This is a genomic window from Halovenus halobia (assembly GCF_051414135.1).
In the GTDB taxonomy this organism is placed as follows: domain Archaea; phylum Halobacteriota; class Halobacteria; order Halobacteriales; family Haloarculaceae; genus Halovenus; species Halovenus halobia.
The window spans coordinates 58,153-77,046 of sequence record NZ_JBLKOA010000003.1; the positions used below are offsets into that span (position 1 = coordinate 58,153).

The 18,894-nt window shown below is 62.1% G+C and carries 19 protein-coding genes; 10 read left to right on the plus strand and 9 right to left on the minus strand.

The window, feature by feature from the left end:
• Nucleotides 1-423 (minus strand): PPC domain-containing DNA-binding protein, encoded by a 423-nt coding sequence (locus ACMGFM_RS09465; protein WP_436902290.1) that lies wholly within the window; start codon nucleotides 421-423, stop codon nucleotides 1-3.
• An 87-nt stretch (nucleotides 424-510) separates the two neighbouring features.
• Here ACMGFM_RS09465 and ACMGFM_RS09470 point away from each other — a divergent pair, with 87 nt between their 5' ends.
• Nucleotides 511-936, plus strand: coding sequence for a hypothetical protein (locus ACMGFM_RS09470; protein ID WP_436902291.1), 426 nt, complete (start codon nucleotides 511-513; stop codon nucleotides 934-936).
• Between the two features lie 45 nt (nucleotides 937-981).
• Nucleotides 982-2,364 (plus strand): serine--tRNA ligase, encoded by a 1,383-nt coding sequence (gene serS / locus ACMGFM_RS09475; protein ID WP_436902292.1) that lies wholly within the window; start codon nucleotides 982-984, stop codon nucleotides 2,362-2,364.
• 27 nt (nucleotides 2,365-2,391) lie between these two features.
• Here serS and ACMGFM_RS09480 read toward each other — a convergent pair whose 3' ends face one another.
• Nucleotides 2,392-2,760, minus strand: a complete 369-nt coding sequence (locus ACMGFM_RS09480; protein WP_436902293.1) for a hypothetical protein — start codon at nucleotides 2,758-2,760, stop codon at nucleotides 2,392-2,394.
• A gap of 107 nt (nucleotides 2,761-2,867) precedes the next feature.
• On the opposite strand from ACMGFM_RS09480, the gene glyA reads away from it, so the two are divergent.
• Nucleotides 2,868-4,115, plus strand: coding sequence for a serine hydroxymethyltransferase (gene glyA, locus ACMGFM_RS09485; RefSeq protein WP_436902294.1), 1,248 nt, complete (start codon nucleotides 2,868-2,870; stop codon nucleotides 4,113-4,115).
• Here the strand turns inward: glyA and ACMGFM_RS09490 are convergent, their stop codons facing one another.
• Together ACMGFM_RS09490 and ACMGFM_RS09495 are read right to left on the minus strand one after the other, a co-directional pair.
• A complete protein-coding gene (locus ACMGFM_RS09490) occupies nucleotides 4,116-4,337 on the minus strand; it encodes a hypothetical protein (protein ID WP_436902295.1) in 222 nt (73 codons plus the stop codon). It lies immediately after the preceding gene.
• A gap of 477 nt (nucleotides 4,338-4,814) precedes the next feature.
• On the minus strand, nucleotides 4,815-8,588 hold the full coding sequence (locus tag ACMGFM_RS09495) for a PAS domain S-box protein (protein WP_436902296.1): 3,774 nt from the start codon (nucleotides 8,586-8,588) through the stop codon (nucleotides 4,815-4,817).
• A 170-nt stretch (nucleotides 8,589-8,758) separates the two neighbouring features.
• On the opposite strand from ACMGFM_RS09495, the gene ACMGFM_RS09500 reads away from it, so the two are divergent.
• Nucleotides 8,759-9,652 (plus strand): tetrahydrofolate dehydrogenase/cyclohydrolase catalytic domain-containing protein, encoded by an 894-nt coding sequence (locus tag ACMGFM_RS09500; protein WP_436902298.1) that lies wholly within the window; start codon nucleotides 8,759-8,761, stop codon nucleotides 9,650-9,652.
• Here the strand turns inward: ACMGFM_RS09500 and ACMGFM_RS09505 are convergent.
• Together ACMGFM_RS09505 and ACMGFM_RS09510 are read right to left on the minus strand one after the other, a co-directional pair.
• Nucleotides 9,649-12,039, minus strand: coding sequence for a GAF domain-containing protein (locus tag ACMGFM_RS09505; protein WP_436902299.1), 2,391 nt, complete (start codon nucleotides 12,037-12,039; stop codon nucleotides 9,649-9,651). The two genes, ACMGFM_RS09500 and ACMGFM_RS09505, sit on opposite strands and share 4 nt — an antisense overlap.
• 140 nt (nucleotides 12,040-12,179) lie before the next feature.
• Nucleotides 12,180-12,890, minus strand: a complete 711-nt coding sequence (locus ACMGFM_RS09510; protein ID WP_436902301.1) for a TFIIB-type zinc ribbon-containing protein — start codon at nucleotides 12,888-12,890, stop codon at nucleotides 12,180-12,182.
• Nucleotides 12,891-12,988: 98 nt separating this feature from the next.
• Between ACMGFM_RS09510 and ACMGFM_RS09515 the strand changes: the two genes are divergently transcribed.
• The 5 genes from ACMGFM_RS09515 to ACMGFM_RS09535 all read left to right on the plus strand — a co-directional run bounded on the left by ACMGFM_RS09515 (nucleotide 12,989) and on the right by ACMGFM_RS09535 (nucleotide 15,997).
• Entirely contained in the window at nucleotides 12,989-13,135 is a 147-nt protein-coding gene (locus ACMGFM_RS09515; RefSeq protein WP_436902302.1) for a DUF8555 family protein, read from the plus strand.
• Nucleotides 13,136-13,335: 200 nt separating this feature from the next.
• Nucleotides 13,336-14,727 (plus strand): redoxin domain-containing protein, encoded by a 1,392-nt coding sequence (locus tag ACMGFM_RS09520; RefSeq protein WP_436902304.1) that lies wholly within the window; start codon nucleotides 13,336-13,338, stop codon nucleotides 14,725-14,727.
• Nucleotides 14,724-15,056, plus strand: a complete 333-nt coding sequence (locus ACMGFM_RS09525) for a nuclear transport factor 2 family protein (RefSeq protein ID WP_436902305.1) — start codon at nucleotides 14,724-14,726, stop codon at nucleotides 15,054-15,056. Before ACMGFM_RS09520 ends, ACMGFM_RS09525 begins: the two co-directional genes overlap by 4 nt.
• 89 nt (nucleotides 15,057-15,145) lie before the next feature.
• A complete protein-coding gene (locus tag ACMGFM_RS09530; RefSeq protein ID WP_436902306.1) occupies nucleotides 15,146-15,466 on the plus strand; it encodes a hypothetical protein in 321 nt (106 codons plus the stop codon).
• Between the two features lie 39 nt (nucleotides 15,467-15,505).
• On the plus strand, nucleotides 15,506-15,997 hold the full coding sequence (locus ACMGFM_RS09535; protein ID WP_436902307.1) for a DUF367 family protein: 492 nt from the start codon (nucleotides 15,506-15,508) through the stop codon (nucleotides 15,995-15,997).
• On the opposite strand, the gene ACMGFM_RS09540 is transcribed toward ACMGFM_RS09535, so the two are convergent.
• From ACMGFM_RS09540 to ACMGFM_RS09550, 3 genes are all read right to left on the minus strand, one after another.
• A complete protein-coding gene (locus ACMGFM_RS09540) occupies nucleotides 15,982-16,209 on the minus strand; it encodes a hypothetical protein (protein ID WP_436902309.1) in 228 nt (75 codons plus the stop codon). The two genes, ACMGFM_RS09535 and ACMGFM_RS09540, sit on opposite strands and share 16 nt — an antisense overlap.
• Nucleotides 16,210-16,258: 49 nt before the next feature.
• A complete protein-coding gene (locus ACMGFM_RS09545) occupies nucleotides 16,259-17,218 on the minus strand; it encodes a nucleotidyltransferase family protein (RefSeq protein WP_436902310.1) in 960 nt (319 codons plus the stop codon).
• Between the two features lie 101 nt (nucleotides 17,219-17,319).
• Nucleotides 17,320-17,832, minus strand: coding sequence for a YbhB/YbcL family Raf kinase inhibitor-like protein (locus ACMGFM_RS09550; RefSeq protein WP_436902311.1), 513 nt, complete (start codon nucleotides 17,830-17,832; stop codon nucleotides 17,320-17,322).
• Between the two features lie 151 nt (nucleotides 17,833-17,983).
• Here ACMGFM_RS09550 and ACMGFM_RS09555 point away from each other — a divergent pair, with 151 nt between their 5' ends.
• Nucleotides 17,984-18,769, plus strand: coding sequence for an SDR family oxidoreductase (locus ACMGFM_RS09555; protein ID WP_436902312.1), 786 nt, complete (start codon nucleotides 17,984-17,986; stop codon nucleotides 18,767-18,769).
• The last annotated feature ends 125 nt before the right edge of the window (nucleotides 18,770-18,894 follow it).

The following is an 18,894-nucleotide window of genomic DNA, read 5'->3' on the forward strand; positions in this document are numbered from 1 at the left end:
TTACAGACCCCAGAGGTCCAGGTCAGTTTCTGCGTCGTGTTCGCGTTCGAGTGTCGTGTCGAACTCTCGAACGTACAGTTCGCCGGCGAAGGTCGTCGCAGCGTCGAGGTGGCCAGCAACAGTGCTGCCGTCCTCGCGAGAGAGCGTCATGTGGGTGTGCGCGAAGCGCTCGTCGTCGAGCCAGGAGATGTTCCCGACGGCGGGCGCAACCTCGAATGGTTCGTCGAAGACGATGCTGTCGTAGACCTGCTCGTCCTGGTCGTAAAAGAGTAGTTCAGCGTCCTGCACGGCACCAAGTCCGTAGAAAAATGCTGCGTCGATGCCTTCGTCCTCGGCGAAATCCTCGATCTGTCCGCGCCAGTCTCGGCCGTGGTCAAGTCGTGCCACGTACTCGCGGGCGCCCTCGACTTCCTCGTAATCCATATCCTGACCGGAGGGGGCCAATAGTCAAAATTGTACTGGTCGGTCGCGGACCAAACACACATATGACCGATGGGAGTACGCACAGCCATGGACCGACGGTATCTCATCGCGGGCGCGGTCGGCGGCGTCACCGCGGCAGTCGGCGCGACGGTTGCGGCGGTCAAACTCGGCTACATCAGGCGCGTCCCGCTGATTGGGGCCGACCCAGACCACCAGATCGAAGTCAGAAACGAACGCGAGGAGACCCACGAGGTCACCGTCGAGTACGACCTCGATGGAACGGGAATGTGTCACGGGCCGTGGCAGATCAAGCCCGGCGAAATCTGGGGCGTGCGCAGTGTTCGGGACCTCGGGACGCTCTCGCTGACCGTCACGGTCGACGGCGAACAAGAACTGGCGGACAGCCACGAGGTCCCGCTGCACAGTTCGGGGTCGTCGGCGGTCGTCATTACCCTCCGGGAGGCCGGATTCACCACGACAAGAATCGAAGACAGACGAGACGAACAGGACTGAGTCCGAACGGCAACGGTTTTGCAACATCGAGGCGAACGGACAACCATGTTGAGCAGGCAGTTCGTCCGCGAGAACCCCGAAGTGGTCCGAGAAGGCCTGAAACTCCGGGGCGAGGACGACACCCAACTGACGGAACTTCTCGAAATCGACGAACAGTGGCGGGAGCTGAAATCCCGCGGTGACGACCTGCGCCACGAGCGCAACAAGGTCAGCAGCACGATTGGCGAACTGAAACAGGAGGGAAAAGACGAGGAGGCCCAGGAAGCCATCGAGCGCTCCCAAGAACTCAAAGACGAACTCCAGGATATCGAGGACGAGGCCGCCGAACTCAAGGAAGAACTCGACCAGCGACTCCTCGAACTCCCGAACGTCCCACAGGACGACATCCCCGAGGGCGAAGACGAGAGCGACAACGAGGAAGTTCGCCGCCACGGTTTCGACGACGTGCGAGAGTTGCCCGACGACATGGCCCCGCACTACGACATCGGCGAAGAACTGGATATCCTCGATTTCGACCGTGGAGCGAAGGTCACCGGTGGTGGCTTCTATTTCCTGAAAGGCGAGGCCGCCCGCTTAGAGCACGCGTTGATTCAGTTCATGCGGGACATCCACCGCGAACAGGGCTACTCTGAGGTCTTCCCACCGATTCCGGTCAGCAGCGAGTCGATGACCGGGACGAGCCAACTCCCCAAATTTTCTGAGGACGCCTACCGCATCGGCAACCGCAACGAAGAGGAGTACGACGACGACGACCTGTGGCTCTGTCCGACCGCGGAAGTCCCCGTGACAAACATGTACCGCGACGAAATCATGCTCTCCGACGACTTGCCGATTAAGCACCAGGCCTATACGCCGAACTTCCGGCGGGAGGCCGGCGAGCACGGGACTGAAACGCGAGGGCTCGCCCGCGTCCACCAGTTCAACAAGGTCGAACTCGTCAACTTCGTCGAACCCGAGGACAGCGACGACCGCTTGGACGAACTTGTCGTCGAGGCCGAGGAAGTCCTGAAACGGCTGGGACTGCCCTACCGCGTCGTCCTCCTCTGTGGCGGTGACCTGACCTTCGCTTCCGCGCGGACCTACGATATCGAGGTGTGGGCACCCGCCGACGATATGGACCACGGGCCGGACCGCGGCGGTCGCTGGCTCGAAGTCTCCAGCGCCTCGAACTTCGAGGAGTTCCAGGCCCGCCGAATCGGTCTGCGATACCGCCCAGAGCGACACGAATCCGCCGAGTATCTACACACGCTCAATGCGTCGGGACTGGCGCTGCCCCGCGTGATGGTCGCGCTGCTCGAGTACTACCAGAACGAGGACGGCACTGTCGATATTCCCGAACCGTTGCAGCCGTACATGGGAGGCCAGGAGGTCATCGAAGGCCAGGAACCAGTCGGCGAGGCCGCTGTCGGTGCGGGAGAGAAGGAGTAACGGCTATCGGTTGGGGACCGACTTTTGTTATTCGATCGAGACGGTCGCGTCGGCCATCTGCTGGTCGTTCAGCCGCGTTTCGACGGTGTACTCGCCGGGTTCGTCCGGGTTGTCCACGTCGGGATACTCGACCAAAACCACGTCGCCGGTCTGGAGGGTGTAGTTGGTGTCCATCGTCACGTCGAAGGAGTAGGCGTTGTTGTTGACGCCGCTGATGACTTCCGTCTCGAACTCGCGGTCGATTTCCCCGTCGTCGTCGGTATCGACGCCTTCGTCAGGGGAGGGGTTGTCTTCGTCGCTATCGTCGTCCACGCCGGGTTGGTCGCCGCTCAAGCCGGAACAGCCAGCGAGAGCGATCAGGGCGACGACTCCGAGTATGAGTGATTTCTTCCTCACGACGGGGGTTGCGAGGCGTATATTTTGTGGCCTGTCTACGTATGTATCCAGCTACCACAGCCCCGCCGAAAAGGTAGATTATTACCCATTCATTCCTCACTAGGCGTATGAGCTACGATACGGTACGGGACGTGGACCCGGCCGTTGCTGAAGCACTGACCGCAGAGCGCGAGCGACAGAACGATACGCTGGCGATGATTGCGAGCGAAAATCACGTCAGCGAAGCAGTGATGGAAGCCCAGAGTTCTGAGTTGACGAACAAGTACGCCGAGGGCTATCCTGGCGAGCGGTACTACGCTGGCTGTGAACACGCCGACACGGTCGAGGAACTGGCAATCGAACGCGCCAAGGAACTGTGGGGGGCCGAACACGTCAACGTCCAGCCACACTCGGGGACGCAGGCGAACATGGGCGTCTATCTCGCAGTGCTCGACCCGGGTGACAAGATTCTCTCGCTGGAACTGGAACACGGCGGCCATCTCAGCCACGGCCACCCGGCAAATTTCACCGGCCAGACCTACGACGTCGAACAGTATCAGGTCGACGCCGAGACGGGCTACATCGACTACGAAGGACTGGAGGAGACGGCCGAGGAGTTCCAGCCAGACATCATCGTTTCGGGCTACTCCGCCTATCCGCGCGACATCGAGTTCGAGGAGATTCAGCGCGTCGCCGACAGCGTCGACGCCTACCACCTCGCCGACATCGCGCACACGACTGGACTGGTCGCCGCTGGCGTCCACTCCTCGCCCGTGGGCGTCGCTGACTTCGTCACCGGCAGCACGCACAAGACCATCCGTGCAGGTCGCGGCGGCATCATCATGACGACCGAAGAACACGCCGACGACATCGACCCGGCAGTGTTCCCCGGCGGACAGGGTGGCCCGCTGATGCACAACGTCGCCGGCAAGGCCGTCGGCTTCAAAGAAGCACTCGAACCCGAGTTCGACGAGTACGCCCAGCAGGTCGTCGACAACGCAAAAGCGCTGGGCGAGCGCATGCAAGAACACGGCTTCTCGCTGGTTTCTGGTGGAACGGACAACCACCTCGTTCTCGTCGACCTGCGCGAGTCACACCCCGACACGACGGGCAAGGAGGCAGAGGAAGCACTCGAAGAAGTTGGCATCGTCCTGAACGCTAACACTGTCCCGGGCGAGACGCGCTCGGCGTTCAACCCTTCGGGCATCCGTGCAGGCACCCCCGGACTCACCACGCGAGGCTTCGACGAGGAAGCCTCCCGCGAAGTCGCGGACCTCATCTACCGCGTCGTCGACAACCACGACGATGACGACGTCAAAGCCGAGGTCAGTGAGCGTATCGACGAACTCACCGACGAGTTCACGCTCTACGAGTAATCAAAATCTCTTTTTTGCCCGTTCGCCGAGGTTGCGGAGTATCTGACCAGCCCCGATGACAGTGAAGACGCCAGCACCGACGACCATTCCGAGTCGTACGGCTTCGAGTGTCGGAAACGCGGTGAAACGACCGAACATCGAGAGGACGACTGCCACGAGCCAGCAGAGGTACAGCCCAACAGCAATCTGACGCAGGCGAGTGCGTGCGGAGAGTGAGGACATAGACAGTTGTGTCAAAGACTGGTACCGGCAGCTGAGTGGTAAATCTGCGGGGGAGTTTCACGATTAGCAACGCGAGCTGGACGGGGTACCACAGCAGTGCTACTCTGGGTCAGTGAAAAGTGGGGAAAGGGGGGTAGAAAATCGAACGGTGGGGAGAGGGGGGGATCCGCAAACGGTGGGACAAGGTGATACGACTCCGGACAGGCACCGGGGGGATGATGCCTGCACCGGACAGCTCCCGCAGGCGAGGTATGTGTGGGGGGAAGGGGGGGATGTCCACATGAGTTGTCCCGCCACACGGGAACTGGCGTGCACCTCTGGGTTGGCTTGGCCGTGATCCGGGGGGTTGGATACTGACCGGCCATCACCACCACCGCCATCTCATTGTATACAGGGTATCAGTATAGGGATGTTTACTAAGATGTAAGGCACCCCTCTCCACGGGTGCTAAACATCTAGATGGGTGCCGAAAACGGCTTACTCACCGTCAAGCATCGCCGCGTAGAGTCGACGCTGTGCCTCCCGGAGGTGGTGTGTGACTGTCGGCTGCGAGAGGTCGAGCAGTTCGGCCAGTTGCTCGCCCGTCGTCTCCCGGGGCGACTCGAAGAAGCCACTCTCGTAGGCCGTCACGAGTACCTCGCGCTGGCGGTCGGTGAGTTTCTCCTCGATGGCTGTCGCCATCGCCGCCGCTTCGGCCTGACTGCGCTCGACATCTGTCCGGGTGAGGAGTTCAGTCTCTGGGTACTGCTGGCGGACGCGTTCGAGAAAGACCCGAACGTCGATTTCTCGGGAGAGTCGGAGCACTGCCCGCGTCACGCCAGCCTCGGCGACCACGCTCCGGGGGATAGCCCCGCAGTCCAGCAGCGTCGCGGCAACGGTCTGGCCGGACAGCGTCGCCCGAAACAGGTGCTCACCGCCGCGTTCGATGTGCGTCAGTGAGTCGACGGTAACGAACTCCTCTTCGAGGGCCATGATTTCGTCGACCGGCGGGTCATCGAGAGCGAACAGTACACGCGCGCTGCCGCCCGGCTCCGGCGTGATTTCCCGGTAGGTGACCGGCTGGCCGGCGACCGAGGAGACAGCGTTAAGGAAGGTACCGGGTGTTTCGATAGCCACCTCCAGTTCGGTGAGTTGCTCGGCCAACACTCCCTGATTCATCTCGACAGCGTTGATGCCGTAGGCGAGGGTTCGGGCCAACTGGTCGAGCACCGAGCGGACGGGCTCCTCGAAGGCTTCGGGTTCGCTGGCGTAGACTGCAAGCACGCCGTAGGTTGTCTCGCCGTGGACGAGTGGGACAGCGGCGGCGGACTGAACGCCGCGGTTGGTTCCTGCTCGTGCCCAGTCCTGGGACTGCAGTCGGTCGGTTACGTCGGCAACGGAGACGAACTCGCCGGACTGAGCGGCCCGGACTGCGGGCTCGTCGCCGCCAAAGGCAAGCGAAACAGTGTCGAGATAATCGTCGGCGTCGCCGGCCCACGTCGTCGGTTCGATACGGTTTTCGTCCGGCGGGAGGCGGCCAATCCACGCGAAAACGGTCCCATCGGCGTCAGCAATCCGCTCACAGGTTCGCCGTTCGAGTTCGGCCCGGGTGCTCGCCTCGCCGAGCAAGTCGACCGTCCCGCGGAGCAGTCCCAGCGCGTGTTCGAGTTGGTCGACGCGCTCGGCACGGGCGGCGAGTTCTCGGTCACGCTCGCGGATATCTGCGCGGCCGGCGACACGGTCCAGCGCCGCCTCGGTGGTAGTCGCGAGCAGCCCGATGAGCCGGCGTTTCGCCTCGCTGAAGACGCCGCGATTGGGCGAGGAGACGACGAAGACACCGTGTTCACCCAGCGGAATCAACAGCGTGCTCCGGGCGTCAGTTCCGGGGTACGCGAGGTGGTCTGACTCCCGGATGTCGTGGTAGAACTGTGTCTCGCCGGAGGCGTAGGCCTGCCACGTGACCGCGTCGGGCTGGCTGGGGCCAAACTCCGTCACATCGCCGTAGTACCTGAGCAGTTCGTCGGTCGTCGACGTGGGCGCGAGCACGTTGCGGTCGTCGTCGAACAGGAAGATACCCACACCGGGCGGTTCGAGCACGTCGCTGGCGGCGTCGACAACAACATCGGCGACCTGCTGTTCAGTCTCAGCAGCCAGCAGGTCCTGTGTGGTTTCGTACAGTGAGGTGAGGATTTGCTCGCGTTCGCGGCGGCGCACCGCAGCGATGGCGTAACCGACTGTCTCGCCGAGTTCGCCGAGCACGTCGAGTTCTCGCTCGGTGACGAAATCCTCGAACGGCGCGTAGACGAGGATTGCGCCGTAGGACTGGCCCTCGTAGACGATTGGAATTCCGACAACCGACCTGACGCCGGCGTCCAGTGCCGCCTGCTGCCACTGACCCGGTCCGGCAACGTCGTCGGCGATGCTCTGGCGGGCAGAGACAGTCTGGGTCCGGATGGCTTCGGTCGCCACACAGCTCTCGACAGTCTCCTTGGTGGTCGGCGTGACCGACTCGATATACGTCTCGGCGGGGCCGGCCCACGCCTCCGGTTCGAGTCGGCCGTCAACGAGGTCGACGGCGATAGCGAAACGGTATCGGTTCGACGAGCAGAGGTGTTTACAGACTGCCTCGACAATTTCTTCGCGGCTCTCCGCGCCCAACAGCGCCTGGTCGACGCCGCGGATGATCCGGTTGATGTGGTCGAGTTGGGCGAGTTCGTTCCGTTGCTCGGTCAGTCGCGTCTCGCGTTCGACATCCTCGCTCACGTCGTCGAAGGTCAAAATTGCCTGCCTGACCTCACCGTCCTCACGCAGTGGAACCGCGTCGAGTTCGATTGTCCGGCGCTCGCCGTCGGGTCGTTCGATGACGAGTCGCTCGTCGTGGACCGTCTCGCCGTCGTCGAGAATCCGTCTAACCGGATATTCGTCCGGTTCGAGTTCAGTGCCGTCAGGTGTGAACACCCGGACGCCCTCGCCGGTGAAGTGTGCGCCCTCGAGGGTCGTCTCCGGCGCACCGAAGATGTTCGCGGCCTGCTCGTTGGCACGGACAATCCGGCCGTCGGTGCCGATGGACATGATGCCGATGGGACTGATTTCGAGAATCTGCTCGATCAGGTCCCGCTCGGCCTGCAGTGCCTGCTCGCGCTCGACGCGCTCGGTGATATCCTGAATGTAGCCACGGACGTTGTAGGAGTCCCGGCCAGCGTCGATACCTTCAGCCTGCACGTGCACCCACCGCTCGTCGCCGTCGGCGGTGATAATCCGTGCTTTGGTACTGAACGAGTCGCCGGTGTCCTGACACTCCTGAACGAGTGCAGAGATCCGGTCGCGGTCCTCGGGGTGGTAGAACTCGAGGACATTCTCTGTCGTCGGTTCGAGTTCCTCGCTCGCGCCGCGGATACGGCGCGCGCCATCGGACCAGAACAGCGTGTCCGCTTCGGGGTCGATTTCCCAGACACCGACGTCGCCGAGATGTTCGGCGTTCGTGAGCAGTTCTCGGGTCCGTTCGAGTTCCGCCTCTCGTTCGCGCCGGGCGCGCACGTCCCGCGCAACGCCGACCCAGCCAACGACAGAGCCACCCTCTCGAACCGTCGAAATGCGCGCTCGGCACGGGATGACCTGCCCTTCACGGGGCTCGAACCCGAGTGTGATGGTCGTGACGTCCTCGGCGTCGCCGGCAAGCTGCTTGCGGCCGAGTTCCTGGCCCTTCTCTAGGGATTCCTCGTCGAGTAACTCGGAGATATGCGTGCCGATCAGGTCGTCGCGGTCGTAGCCAAGAAGCTCCGCAGACGCCTGATTTGCCTCGACCATACGGCCGTCGAGGTCGACCTGATAGATTGCGTCACCAGCAGTGTCGAGCAGTGTCTCGTAGCGTTCGAGCACTGACTGGCGCTGTCGTTCGGCGGCGTCAGCCTCGCTGACGGCGTCGATCCGTCGCCGCAGCAGCGACGGCGGCGTCTCCTGAGCCGTCGAGAGGAGTACGTCTGTCGCACCAGCCTGAAAGAGTCGGTCGACAAAGTGCTCGTCAGCACCGTCGGTGAAGACAATCACTGGGAGGTCCTGGCGCTCGCGTTGAATCGCCCGCAGTGTCCCAAGTCGCCGTTCAGTCGGAATGTCGGCGGCGAGGAGCACACAGGTCAACTCTGCGGGAAGCTGTGTGTGGATGTCGTCGGTGTCGGCCGGAAGCGTCACTGTCGTCGCGTTAAACTCAAAGTCGGCTGGCGACGCTGTCGCTGTAACGTATGCGACTGTCGCGGCCTCTGTCGATGCATGCATGCCGTGGACAACCCCCAGCCCGCCACAAGCGGTGAGTGGTATTGCTAACTTATCGCTATGCCCCGCAACTACATAAAAGTGTAACTATCACCACGAGATGGGGCTCGAAGCACAGTTCCCGGACGGAAGAATCCGGGACGTTCAAGACTGGGGCCACCGCTGTATTCGATATGAGCGACCTGATTGACGGTGAGGCCGTCGCCGCCGACCTGCGCGCAGAACTGCAGTCGGCCGTCGACACACTTGCCGACGCCGACCACCGGCCAACACTGGCGACTGTCCTGATGAGTCCCGACCCCGCGAGTGAGACGTACGTTTCGATGAAACAGAACGACTGCGAAGAACTCGGTATCAACGCCCGAGACATCGAAATCGGCGTCGACGAACCGGCCGAAGAGTTGTTCGAGACCATCGCGGAGTTGAACGACGAGGACGATGTTGACGGGATTCTCGTCCAGTCGCCGGTGGCCGACCACGTCGATTACCGCGAGGTGCTCGAACGAATCGACCCCGAGAAAGATGTCGACGGCTTCCACCCCGCAAACGTCGGTCGGCTGGTCGCCGGCTACCCGCGGTACAAGCCCTGCACACCCCACGGCATCCAGAAACTGCTGGAAGCCGAAGGTATCGACACCGAAGGGAAAGACGCCGTCGTCGTTGGCCGGTCACGGATCGTCGGCAAGCCAATGGCCAACCTATTCATCCAGAAAGCGCCCGGCGGCAACGCAACGACGACAGTCTGTCACTCTCGGACGGACGACCTCGCAGAGAAGACACGCCAGGCCGACATCCTCGTCGCGGCGACGGGTGTCCCGGAGTTCATCGACGGCTCGATGCTTTCAGAGGGCGTCGTCGTCATCGACGTGGGAATCAACCGCGTCGACGCTGACAACGAGAAGGGGTACGAACTCGTCGGTGACGTCGACTTCGAGAGCGCCAGCGAGAAAGCCAGCGCAATCACGCCAGTTCCCGGCGGCGTTGGGCCGATGACGCGAGCGATGCTGTTGTACAACACTGTCAAGGCGGCGAGTCGCCACTCCGGCGTCGACGTTGCACTCCCCTAGGCGGGGTCGAACCGGAGTCGAACGGTCGTCCCGTCGTCGGTGTTGAACTCGATAGTTGCGTTCGAGTACTCGACGACGCGGTCGACCATCCAGAGGCCAGCACCGGAGCCGTGTTCGAGCGCTGACTCGCCGTGCTGGGCGAGGATATCCAGTTCGTCCTGTGGGATGCCAGGGCCGTTGTCTGTGAGTTCGACGACGGCACAACCGTCGTCCTCGTAGACGCGGACCGTTACGCAGACTTCCGCTGGCGGGACGGTAGCGTGTTCGACGCTGTTTTCCAGTAACTGCTCGATTGCGGTCGGCAGCGCAGGGTGAGCGACAACCGCTGGCGTTGCTGCAATGTCGACGGTGATATCCGTGTCTGGGAAGCTGTCGGTGACTCGCCGGAGAGCGTGGTCGACGGCCTCGGGCAACGAGATGGCCGTCATGTCACCGCTCGAATCGACAATTTCGCGCATCCGCCGGGCATTCTGGGCGGTTTTCTGGAGGTCGCTGCAGTGCTCGATGATCGCCTGTGCGTGCGGTGCAACCTCCGGGGTGTCCGGCAGTTCTCTGGCGTGGCCCTGAATCACGTTGAGGTCGTTACGCAGGTTGTGTCGTAATACTCTCGCGATAACCTGGTCGAGCAGGTCGCGTTCGTGGCGGCGGCTGACGAGGCGCATTGCCGTCTCGACGTTGCCCGCGAGCGTTTCGAGCAGTCGGCGTTCGGCCTCGGTGAAACTCCCACGGCGCGTCGACGCCGTCGTGAGAACGCCGAACTCGCCCAGCGGCATGACAATCTCCGAATTGAACGCCGTGTCGTCGTTGTAGACATCTTCGTGAGCCAGGACATCGCCGACGAGTTTCGTCTCGCCATCTTTGAACGCTCGCCACGCGATGCTATCGCCGTCGGCGAAGACCGGCATTTCGTCGATTAGCTCCAGCGCGGCGTCAGTCGTCGCAATTGGCTCGAGAACGTCTGTCGTTGCGTCGTACTGCCAGATCGCAGACAGCGGCATATCGAGCGTCTCGGGGAGTCGTTCGAGGACACCCCGGGCTGCCTCCTCGTGGTCCTCGGCGTCGAGGATGCGCCGCGTAATCGACTGGACCGCCTCGAGGCCGTGTTCGCGTTGCGCCCGGTCGAGCGCAACCTCGACGATGACCCCGAGCAGTTTCGTCACCTGGAAGTCCGTCTCGTCGAACAGCCCTGGCTGTTCGGTGGCCATCATCAACACGCCGTGTTCGCCCAGCGGAACGGACAGCGAACTGCCCTCCGTATCGCCACACGGAACGGTCAGCTCACAGTTCGAGAGGTCCTCGAACCAGCGCGGACCACTGCGGTAGACCTCCCAGGCGATACTTCCCTGTTCAGTGTAGGGCACCCAGGCGTGGTCGCCGCCGTCGTGTTCGGCGGTGACGGCGGGAACGAGCCCTTCGGTCTCCCGGTCGTAGAGGTAGACAGCCCCACGGGCGAAGTCGACGAGTTCGTGCGCGGCGTCGAGGGTGTGTTCACAGATCATCTCGGTGTCCGTACTGCCGAGGATGGCCTGGGCCTCAGTGTAGAGCCACTCGAAGCGCCGCTGCCTGATTTTGTTCTCTGTGATGTCGACGTAGATGCCGACGTATTCCTCGACGCCGCCCGGGTCAACCGGGGCTGCTCGCAGAAGGAAATCACGCATCCCGTCGGCAGCCTTGCGCCGTATCTCGCGGGTGATTGGCTCGCCGTTGTCGAGCTGGGCGTCGATGCCGTCCGCTTCCGTCCATGTCGTTTCGTCATCGGGCACGGTCAGGTCGTTGACGTTCGCGCCGAGCACCGTTGGTTCGTCGTAGCCGAACACGTCGAGAAAGCGGTCGTTGGCGCGCTGGATAATCGGTTCACCGTCAACGTAGTTCGCGGTGATGATTGGCTCCTGAATCGTATCGAAAATGACGCCAAGTCGGTCGCGCTCGCCACGGAGACGTTCGGTTTCTCGGGCCGCTCGGCAGGCCGCCGCAAGGTTCTGGTTGAGGTCGGTCAGCGCCGACGCCGTCGCGTCGGTCAGGTTGCCACCGGCCAGCAGTATCACGCCAAATTCCGGCAGGTCGAACAGCCAGTACGGCTCCGACCCGGCCGTTCCTGACAGTGGGAGTGAGTCGCGCTCGGCGTCGGGCTGGTCCTGCCAGCGCGCGAGGCGCTCACGGGCGGCCTCGTAGCTCGCCAGCTCGTGGCTGGTGTCGGGAACTGCTCCGACGGAGTTGTACGGAACCTGCCCGGAGCCAGTGTACTCGAACACGACGCCCAGTGAACAGCCGAGGTGCTCGACGTAGGCAGCGACTGCCTCCCGCGCCGTGTCAGCGAGGCACTCGCGCTTGCGGATCGACAGTGAAATTTTGTATAACGCCTCCGTTTGTGGCTGTTCTGTTGACATCTCTGGCACCCAACTATCCATGGACCGACAACTACCGAACGACCGTGGTTACTCACTCCTGACCCCCGACTACGTTGTGAGTGGATAATTAGTATCGGCCGTGTTAACGATTGGGGCCGAACAGACGGGCAACACCGAACTCAGCGGACTCCCGAGTCGACGCCGTCGAGTGCACGCGCAAGTGCCGACTCGTCGCCGGTCCGGAGATACTCGCTCACATCCTGGACAGTCCTGACGAGTCGGTCGGCGTCGGTCGGAGCAACGTCGCCATCGAGGGCTTCAATTCGTTTCTTTTCGGTCGTTACCCACGAGAGCGCCCGGTCGACCGGTGGTTCGCGCTCGGCGTATTGCCGCCGGAGGTCGGTGAGATAGGCGTCGACAGCAGCGGTGGCGGCCAGTCCACGCTCTGGACGGAGGGCGTCGGGAACCTCGCCGGACGGGGGGCGTTCACCGTCAGCAACGCCGCGGAGCAAGGACAGAAAGTACAGTTCCTCGTCAGTATCGATAGTGAGCAGTCGACCGAGCGTTCGACCGACGCGGCGGAGTTCACACGCGCCCACGTAGGTTTCCGACAAGGGACGCAACGACCCGGCGTCGATGAAGCCCACAGTCCGAATGTAGGACGCGGCTTCATCGGCAGCAGCGTCGGCAATCTCTCGGGTCGGCGCAGTGTCGATATCGGCGATAACGTCCGTCAGGTCGAGGTCAGCCGCCCCGGCGGTGTGCGTCTGGCGGTCGTCGGTGCCGACGCTTTTCAACGACCCACACTCCGGGCAGACAATCTCGCCGGTTTCGTAGTACGACCACCGGGCGCCACAGGCCGTACACTTCCGGTTGCCGCGGATGTCCATATCGGTAGTTACCGGGGGAGATTCATATATCCGGCCGTCGCGGTCCGAACAGTCAGCGGTAACGAAACGTTTTGATGTGTCCGGTCGTACATGAAGGTATGCGAGACGAAGAGGAGATTCGCGAGCAGTACGAGTTTCTCACCGAACAACTCGAATCCGAGGAGATGGACCACGAAGGTGTAAGACAGATGTTCACCTACTACAAGCGGGCTGTCGGCTGGGTACTCGAAGAAGAGCATATGTAGGCAACCCTGCAGCCATTACATTTAAGCCTCTGCCTCTGATTGTTCCAATTGACGCTTCGTCTGGAGGGCCGAAGCGTCAGCGGGGACCAATTCAGGGCGGCAAGCGGCCGCGTGTTTTCATCGCGGCCGCTTTCCTTTCCGTTTTCACACTCGGTAGCTACTGGCACAGTATTAAGTACGACTGCTCGAAAGTGGTGACAATGATCGAAGTGGGGGAACACGCGCCGGCGTTCGCGCTGCCGGCGGTCGAAGACGGCGAGGTCACTGAGATCGACCTCGCGTCGATATTCGGCAGCGAGGTTGTTATCCTCGCGTTCTATCCGGGCGATTTCAACCCCGCCTGCTCGGGCTCCGAGACGGGACTCGACGAACTCGATCTTTTCACGATGCAGAAAGACGTTCGCGTGCTCGCGGTGTCTGGTGACAGCGTGCACAGCCACCAGGCTTTTGCCGAGGAGTACAACCTCCATATGCCGCTGTTGTCCGATACCGACGGCGAGATGGCCGAGGCCTACGGCGTCACCGCGGAGGACGGAGACGGCTATCTGACCCGGCGAGCAGTGGTTGTCGTCGACCACACCGGAACAGTCCAGTACACGTGGGAGAGCGAGCGACCCGGCCACGTCCCCACAGCCGAAGAAATTCGTCGTGCCGTCGAAGGAATCGGTGACGACGAAACCGCTGAGTCGCGGTACCGTGTCGGCTATGCCCACTACATGGAGGGGCGTCGGGCGTTCACGAGCGCGATGAAGGCCTATGAGGCCCAAGAGTGGATGATGGCCCAGACTGACTTCACACAGGCCTGCGACGAGTTCGACGCCGCTGGCGACGAGTTCAACACCGCGACGCGGTTCGCCGAACGCGACGAGACACGGACCTACTTCGACCGGGCCGAAGAGAAAGCTGAGGCGCTGTGGCGAGCGGCCGACTGGCTCGCAGAATCTGCCAGCGCGTTCGCAAGTGGACAGGGTGCCAAGGCCGACTCGTTGCGGAAAGACGCCGAAGCACCGCTGGAGACTGCCCGCGACCTGCACGAACCGCCCGAACCTGACGACTTCCCGCCGGACGAGGACCCTGCCGAGCGTGAGGAGGAAGACGAGAAATCGGTGCACCCGCTGGCCGACACCGACGACGAACCCGCGGCGACACTCGACACCGACATTGACGACGAGCTTGAGACAGATATCGAGGAGACAGAACCAGCACAGGAGCCCACTGACGGCGAGCAGTCCGACGGAGTTGGGGCCGCCGACGGAGAGCAACTGGCGGCCGACGGTGAACCTGCAGGGACTGGGGACGAGGAAGATGGGGACGAGGCGAGCGAAATCGACGACGAGGAACTCGAAGAGATTACGGCTGAACTCGAAGAGCAGACCGAAGCGGTCGCTGCAGACCCAGAGGACGAAACGACCGAACAGCCGGACATCCCCGAGGAGCCGGGAATCGAACGCGAGGAGGAAACCGACGACGACGTCGAACTGGAACTGACGGACCCGACAGACGAAGAGGATGGCGACGAAGACGACGACAAGGACGACGAGGAGGCGTTGACGGACGACACGGGTGACCACGGTGTGCCAGATTCGTTATGACCGACGGAGAAAAACTCGCCCGTGCGTACTACGACTGTCTCGACAGCGGTGAGTACGACCGCCTGGCAGAGTTGCTTGCCCCCGGATTTGTCCAGAAGCGACCTGATAAGAGGTTCGGCAGCCGTGAAGAGTTTATCGAGTTTATGCGCGACCAGCGGCCACGCACAGACACGACGCATCCACTCGACAGAATCTACCAGACGCCAGCCGGCTCAGAGCTCGCGGTGAAGGGGCGTCTCGTTGCCGACGGCGAGACACTCACCGGCTTTGTCGACCTCTTCACACTGCGGGACGGACAGGTCGAACGAATCGAGACCTACGTCGATTGAGAGCAGTCGGCAATAGGAACCGTCTACCCGCTGTTCGGCCCAAGAGCTTAAATACAGCCAGAGGCGAACACCCAGTAACACTGATTCTTATGCAGATAGAGCGAGAGACTGGGCTCCCGGTCGCCGAAATCAATATTATCGTCGCCGTTGGGCTCACACTGCTATGGGCTGGCCTGGGCCACCTCTACAGACGACGGTTCCGTCGTGGGCTGGTATGGGCCGGACTGTTCGCCGGAACGCTGCTGTTGAGTACGTACACCAACTGGGCAGGATTGTTCGTCGTGAGCGTGCTCAACGGGAACCTCTCGGCGATGAACGTCGCCGTTCCGGGGTCGATCATGCTGTTGTGTCTGGTCGACCTGTACCTGCTCAACCGAGCAGACCGCACGCCTGTGGAGCCGAGTCGCTGAGAACGGACTGTTTTTGCCCGACCGGCTGGTAGCGGGGGTGTGGAGCTGCACATCCGGTACGAGGGCAACGACGACCCCGACAAGTGTACCGCAAAGAAACTCGAGCGGTTCGACCTCGCGGAGTTACATCACTCGACGCGGGCAACGCCACCGGGAATCGTTCTCAACCCATTCGCCGAGCAGGCCCTCTCGCCAGCCGACAGCGACGTTGACAGGCTTGTCGCCCTCGACTGCTCGTGGGAGACGGCACAGGAAGAGGCGTTCGACCTCAAGGGTCGGCAGCGGTCGCTGCCCTTTCTGGTCTCCGGCAATCCCATCAATTACGGAACGCCGTTCCAGTTGAACACCGTCGAAGCTTTCGCCGGAGCGCTGTGGATTCTGGGAGACTCGGCACAGGCCGAGGAAATACTCTCGAAGTTTACCTGGGGACAGACGTTTTTAGACCTGAATGCCGAACCGCTGGCCCGGTACGCCGACTGTGACGACTCGGCAGCCGTCCTCGACGTGCAGGACGATTATCTGGAGGACTGAGCGGCCCGAATCGACTGGACTTTGATCACGACGGCGAGGACGAAGCCAGCGGCCGCACACAACATCGCTAACACAAACACCGGCGTCGACAGCGCCGCGGCGGTGTCGGGACTGACGACAATTCGACTCGTCCCGCGGACGATGAACGCGGCCAGCGTCAGCCCGAACGCGGCGATCATCAGCCGAACAAAGATATCTTCGTTGAGCTCCATTCGCTACGGACCACGTGACACGTCGGTTAAAACACTGCGTTCTGCGGTGTCAGGAGAGTTCGCTGTGGGCGCCAATCAACGCGCCGGCCAGGTCGAGGCCGCTGACCTCTGATTCGCAGTCGATGATCGATTCCCGGAACGTCGACTCGGAGATGACCGCGTCCTCGAAGACCAGTGTCCGGTCGAGTTTCGAGTCGGTGACCCGCGCGCCGGACATAATGTGGACGTTCGTCCCCAGCGTGGTGTTCTCAACAGTCGCGTCGGACGCGACGAGGTTCTCGCCGTCGAGTGCCCACGCAACGGCGTCGAGATAGCCTTCAGGAGTGCCAATGTCGTACCACGCGCCGTCGAAGGTAAACGCTCGGACCGAGCAGCGGTCGACCAGCCACTGGATGAACCAGCCCGGTTCGTCGGGGTTGTTGCCGTTGGCAAGATACTCCTCGAAGCGGACCTCTTCGGCCGGGAAGGCGTAGCAGGCAATCGAGACGAGCGAACTTGCGGGGTCGTCTGGTTTTTCCTCGAAGTCGATGACTTCGTCACCGTCGACATCGATGACGCCGTACTCACTGGCGTCGGCCGGCGCACCGACGTCGTAGGCAGCCAGCGTCGGCGCCTGCTTGTCGTCGAAAGAGTCCAGAAAGTCAGAGACGTTGAAACTGATGAGGTTGTCGCCCGCGATGACGAGCAGGTCCTCGCCGTCGATCTCCTCGCGGTCGACTAACTGAGCGAGCGCACCGATGACACCGAATTTCTCGTCCTCTTCGGTTGTTTCCTCGACGCTGAGTTGTGGCTTCTCGAACGGCGACTCGGCGAGGTGCGCATCGAAAACGTCTACGAACCGCTCGTTCGTGCTGAGATAGACACTGTCAATCCGGTCGTCATCCTCCAGTTCGGCGAGAATACGGTCGATCACTGTTTGCTCGCCAACCGGGAGCAACATCTTTGGCCGGTGTCGGGTAATCGGCCACAACCGCGTGGCGTACCCGCCGGCAAGCACGACTGCCTCCATATCCGAAACCTGCCAGCCCATTGCGTATATCTCTTTCTTTTTGGCAGGCCAAAAGGCTCGATACGCAACCGCGATGGGCGACACCCCCACCAGCACACCGCTCAGAAGGCCGTTCCCTGGTCGGAATGATACTCGCCAACAATCTGCGTGGCGGCGAGGACCTCCGCGTTCAGCGTGATAGTCGACCCCAGCCGGTTTTTGCGGGTTTCAGGCGGGGTTTCGAGTGTGCTGTCGAGTGCGAACAGTTTGAACCGGTAGCCGTGTGCCTCATCCGGCGGCGACGGGCCGCCGTATCCCTGCTCGACGAAGTCGTTGTAGCCTTCGACAGCTTCGGCCGCCCAGCAGCGCGGAATCGTTCCTATATCGGGGTCGATGTTCCAGACAAGCCAGTGGTTCCAAACGTGGCCGGCAGCTGGTTTGGCCTCGGGGTCGTCCATAATCAGGACCAGCGACTCCGCGTCCGCAGGGACGCCCTCGATGTGAAGTTCTGGATTGTCGTTGTCGTTGACGTAGCCGACGAAGTCAGGCATCCGCTGGCCATCCTCGAAGTCCGGACTAGACAGTCTCAGTTCCCCCTGCTGTTCGATATCGCCGTTGAGTGGTGTCTCTGCCATGGTATTACTGTCGGCACCCGCCGACAACACGTGCCTGCTGGCAGCCGCCAGCCCAAAAGTTCTTTCTCTGCGTGACTGAGCGCTGAGGAAAATACTGAACAGACTGTGCGGGACGGACAACTCTTAGTGGGAGTCGACCGAGGTTCCCAGTATGGATCTCGGGATCGAGGGAAACACGGCACTGTGCACGGCAGCAAGTAGCGGACTCGGCCTCGCGAGCGCAACGGCGCTGGCGAGCGAAGGAGCAGATGTCGCAATCTGTGGTCGGACAGCGGCCCACCTCGAAGCGGCCGAACAGCAGATACAGGACGCAGGCGAGGGAAATGTACTCGCAGTCGAGGCGGATATCACTGACCGCGACCACGTCGAGGCGTTCGTCGAAGAGGCGGCCGACGAACTCGGCGGTATTGACCACGTCGTCACCAGCGCTGGCGGCCCACCGAGCGGACCCTTTGGGTCGATGGACGACACCGACTGGTACGACGCCTACGACCTGCTGGTAATGAGCGCGGTGTGGACGCTCCGGGAGAGTCGACCGTATCTGGAGGACAGTGACGCGGGCACGGCCGTCGCCATCACCTCCCGGTCAGTCCAGGAAGTGATCGACGACCTGGTGCTCTCGAACTCCGTGCGACGGGCGGTAATCGGGCTGGTCAAGACGCTCTCCCGGGAGTTCGCCCCCGGCGTGCGAGTCAACGCTGTGCTGCCGGGTGCCCACGAGACGAGTCGCATCGAGAACCTCATCGACGCCGCCGTCGAGCGCGGTGAGTTCGAGAACTACGAGGCAGGCTACGAGGACTGGGCCGCCGATGTCCCCCTTGATAGAATCGGTGAGCCAGACGAACTCGGCGACGTCGTGGCGTTTCTCTCGAGTGAGCGGGCCAGTTACGTGACCGGCACAGCACTACCAGTCGATGGGGGGTCGACGCGGAGCTGATTTTCCGGGTCGTTACAATTTTTACAATTGATATTGCCTTCCCTGGATAGTCAGAATCAGATCCTCAAAGCCCAAAATTCAGAAATTAGCTCACAGAAATTATCAAAGATAATAATGGGTCGGTA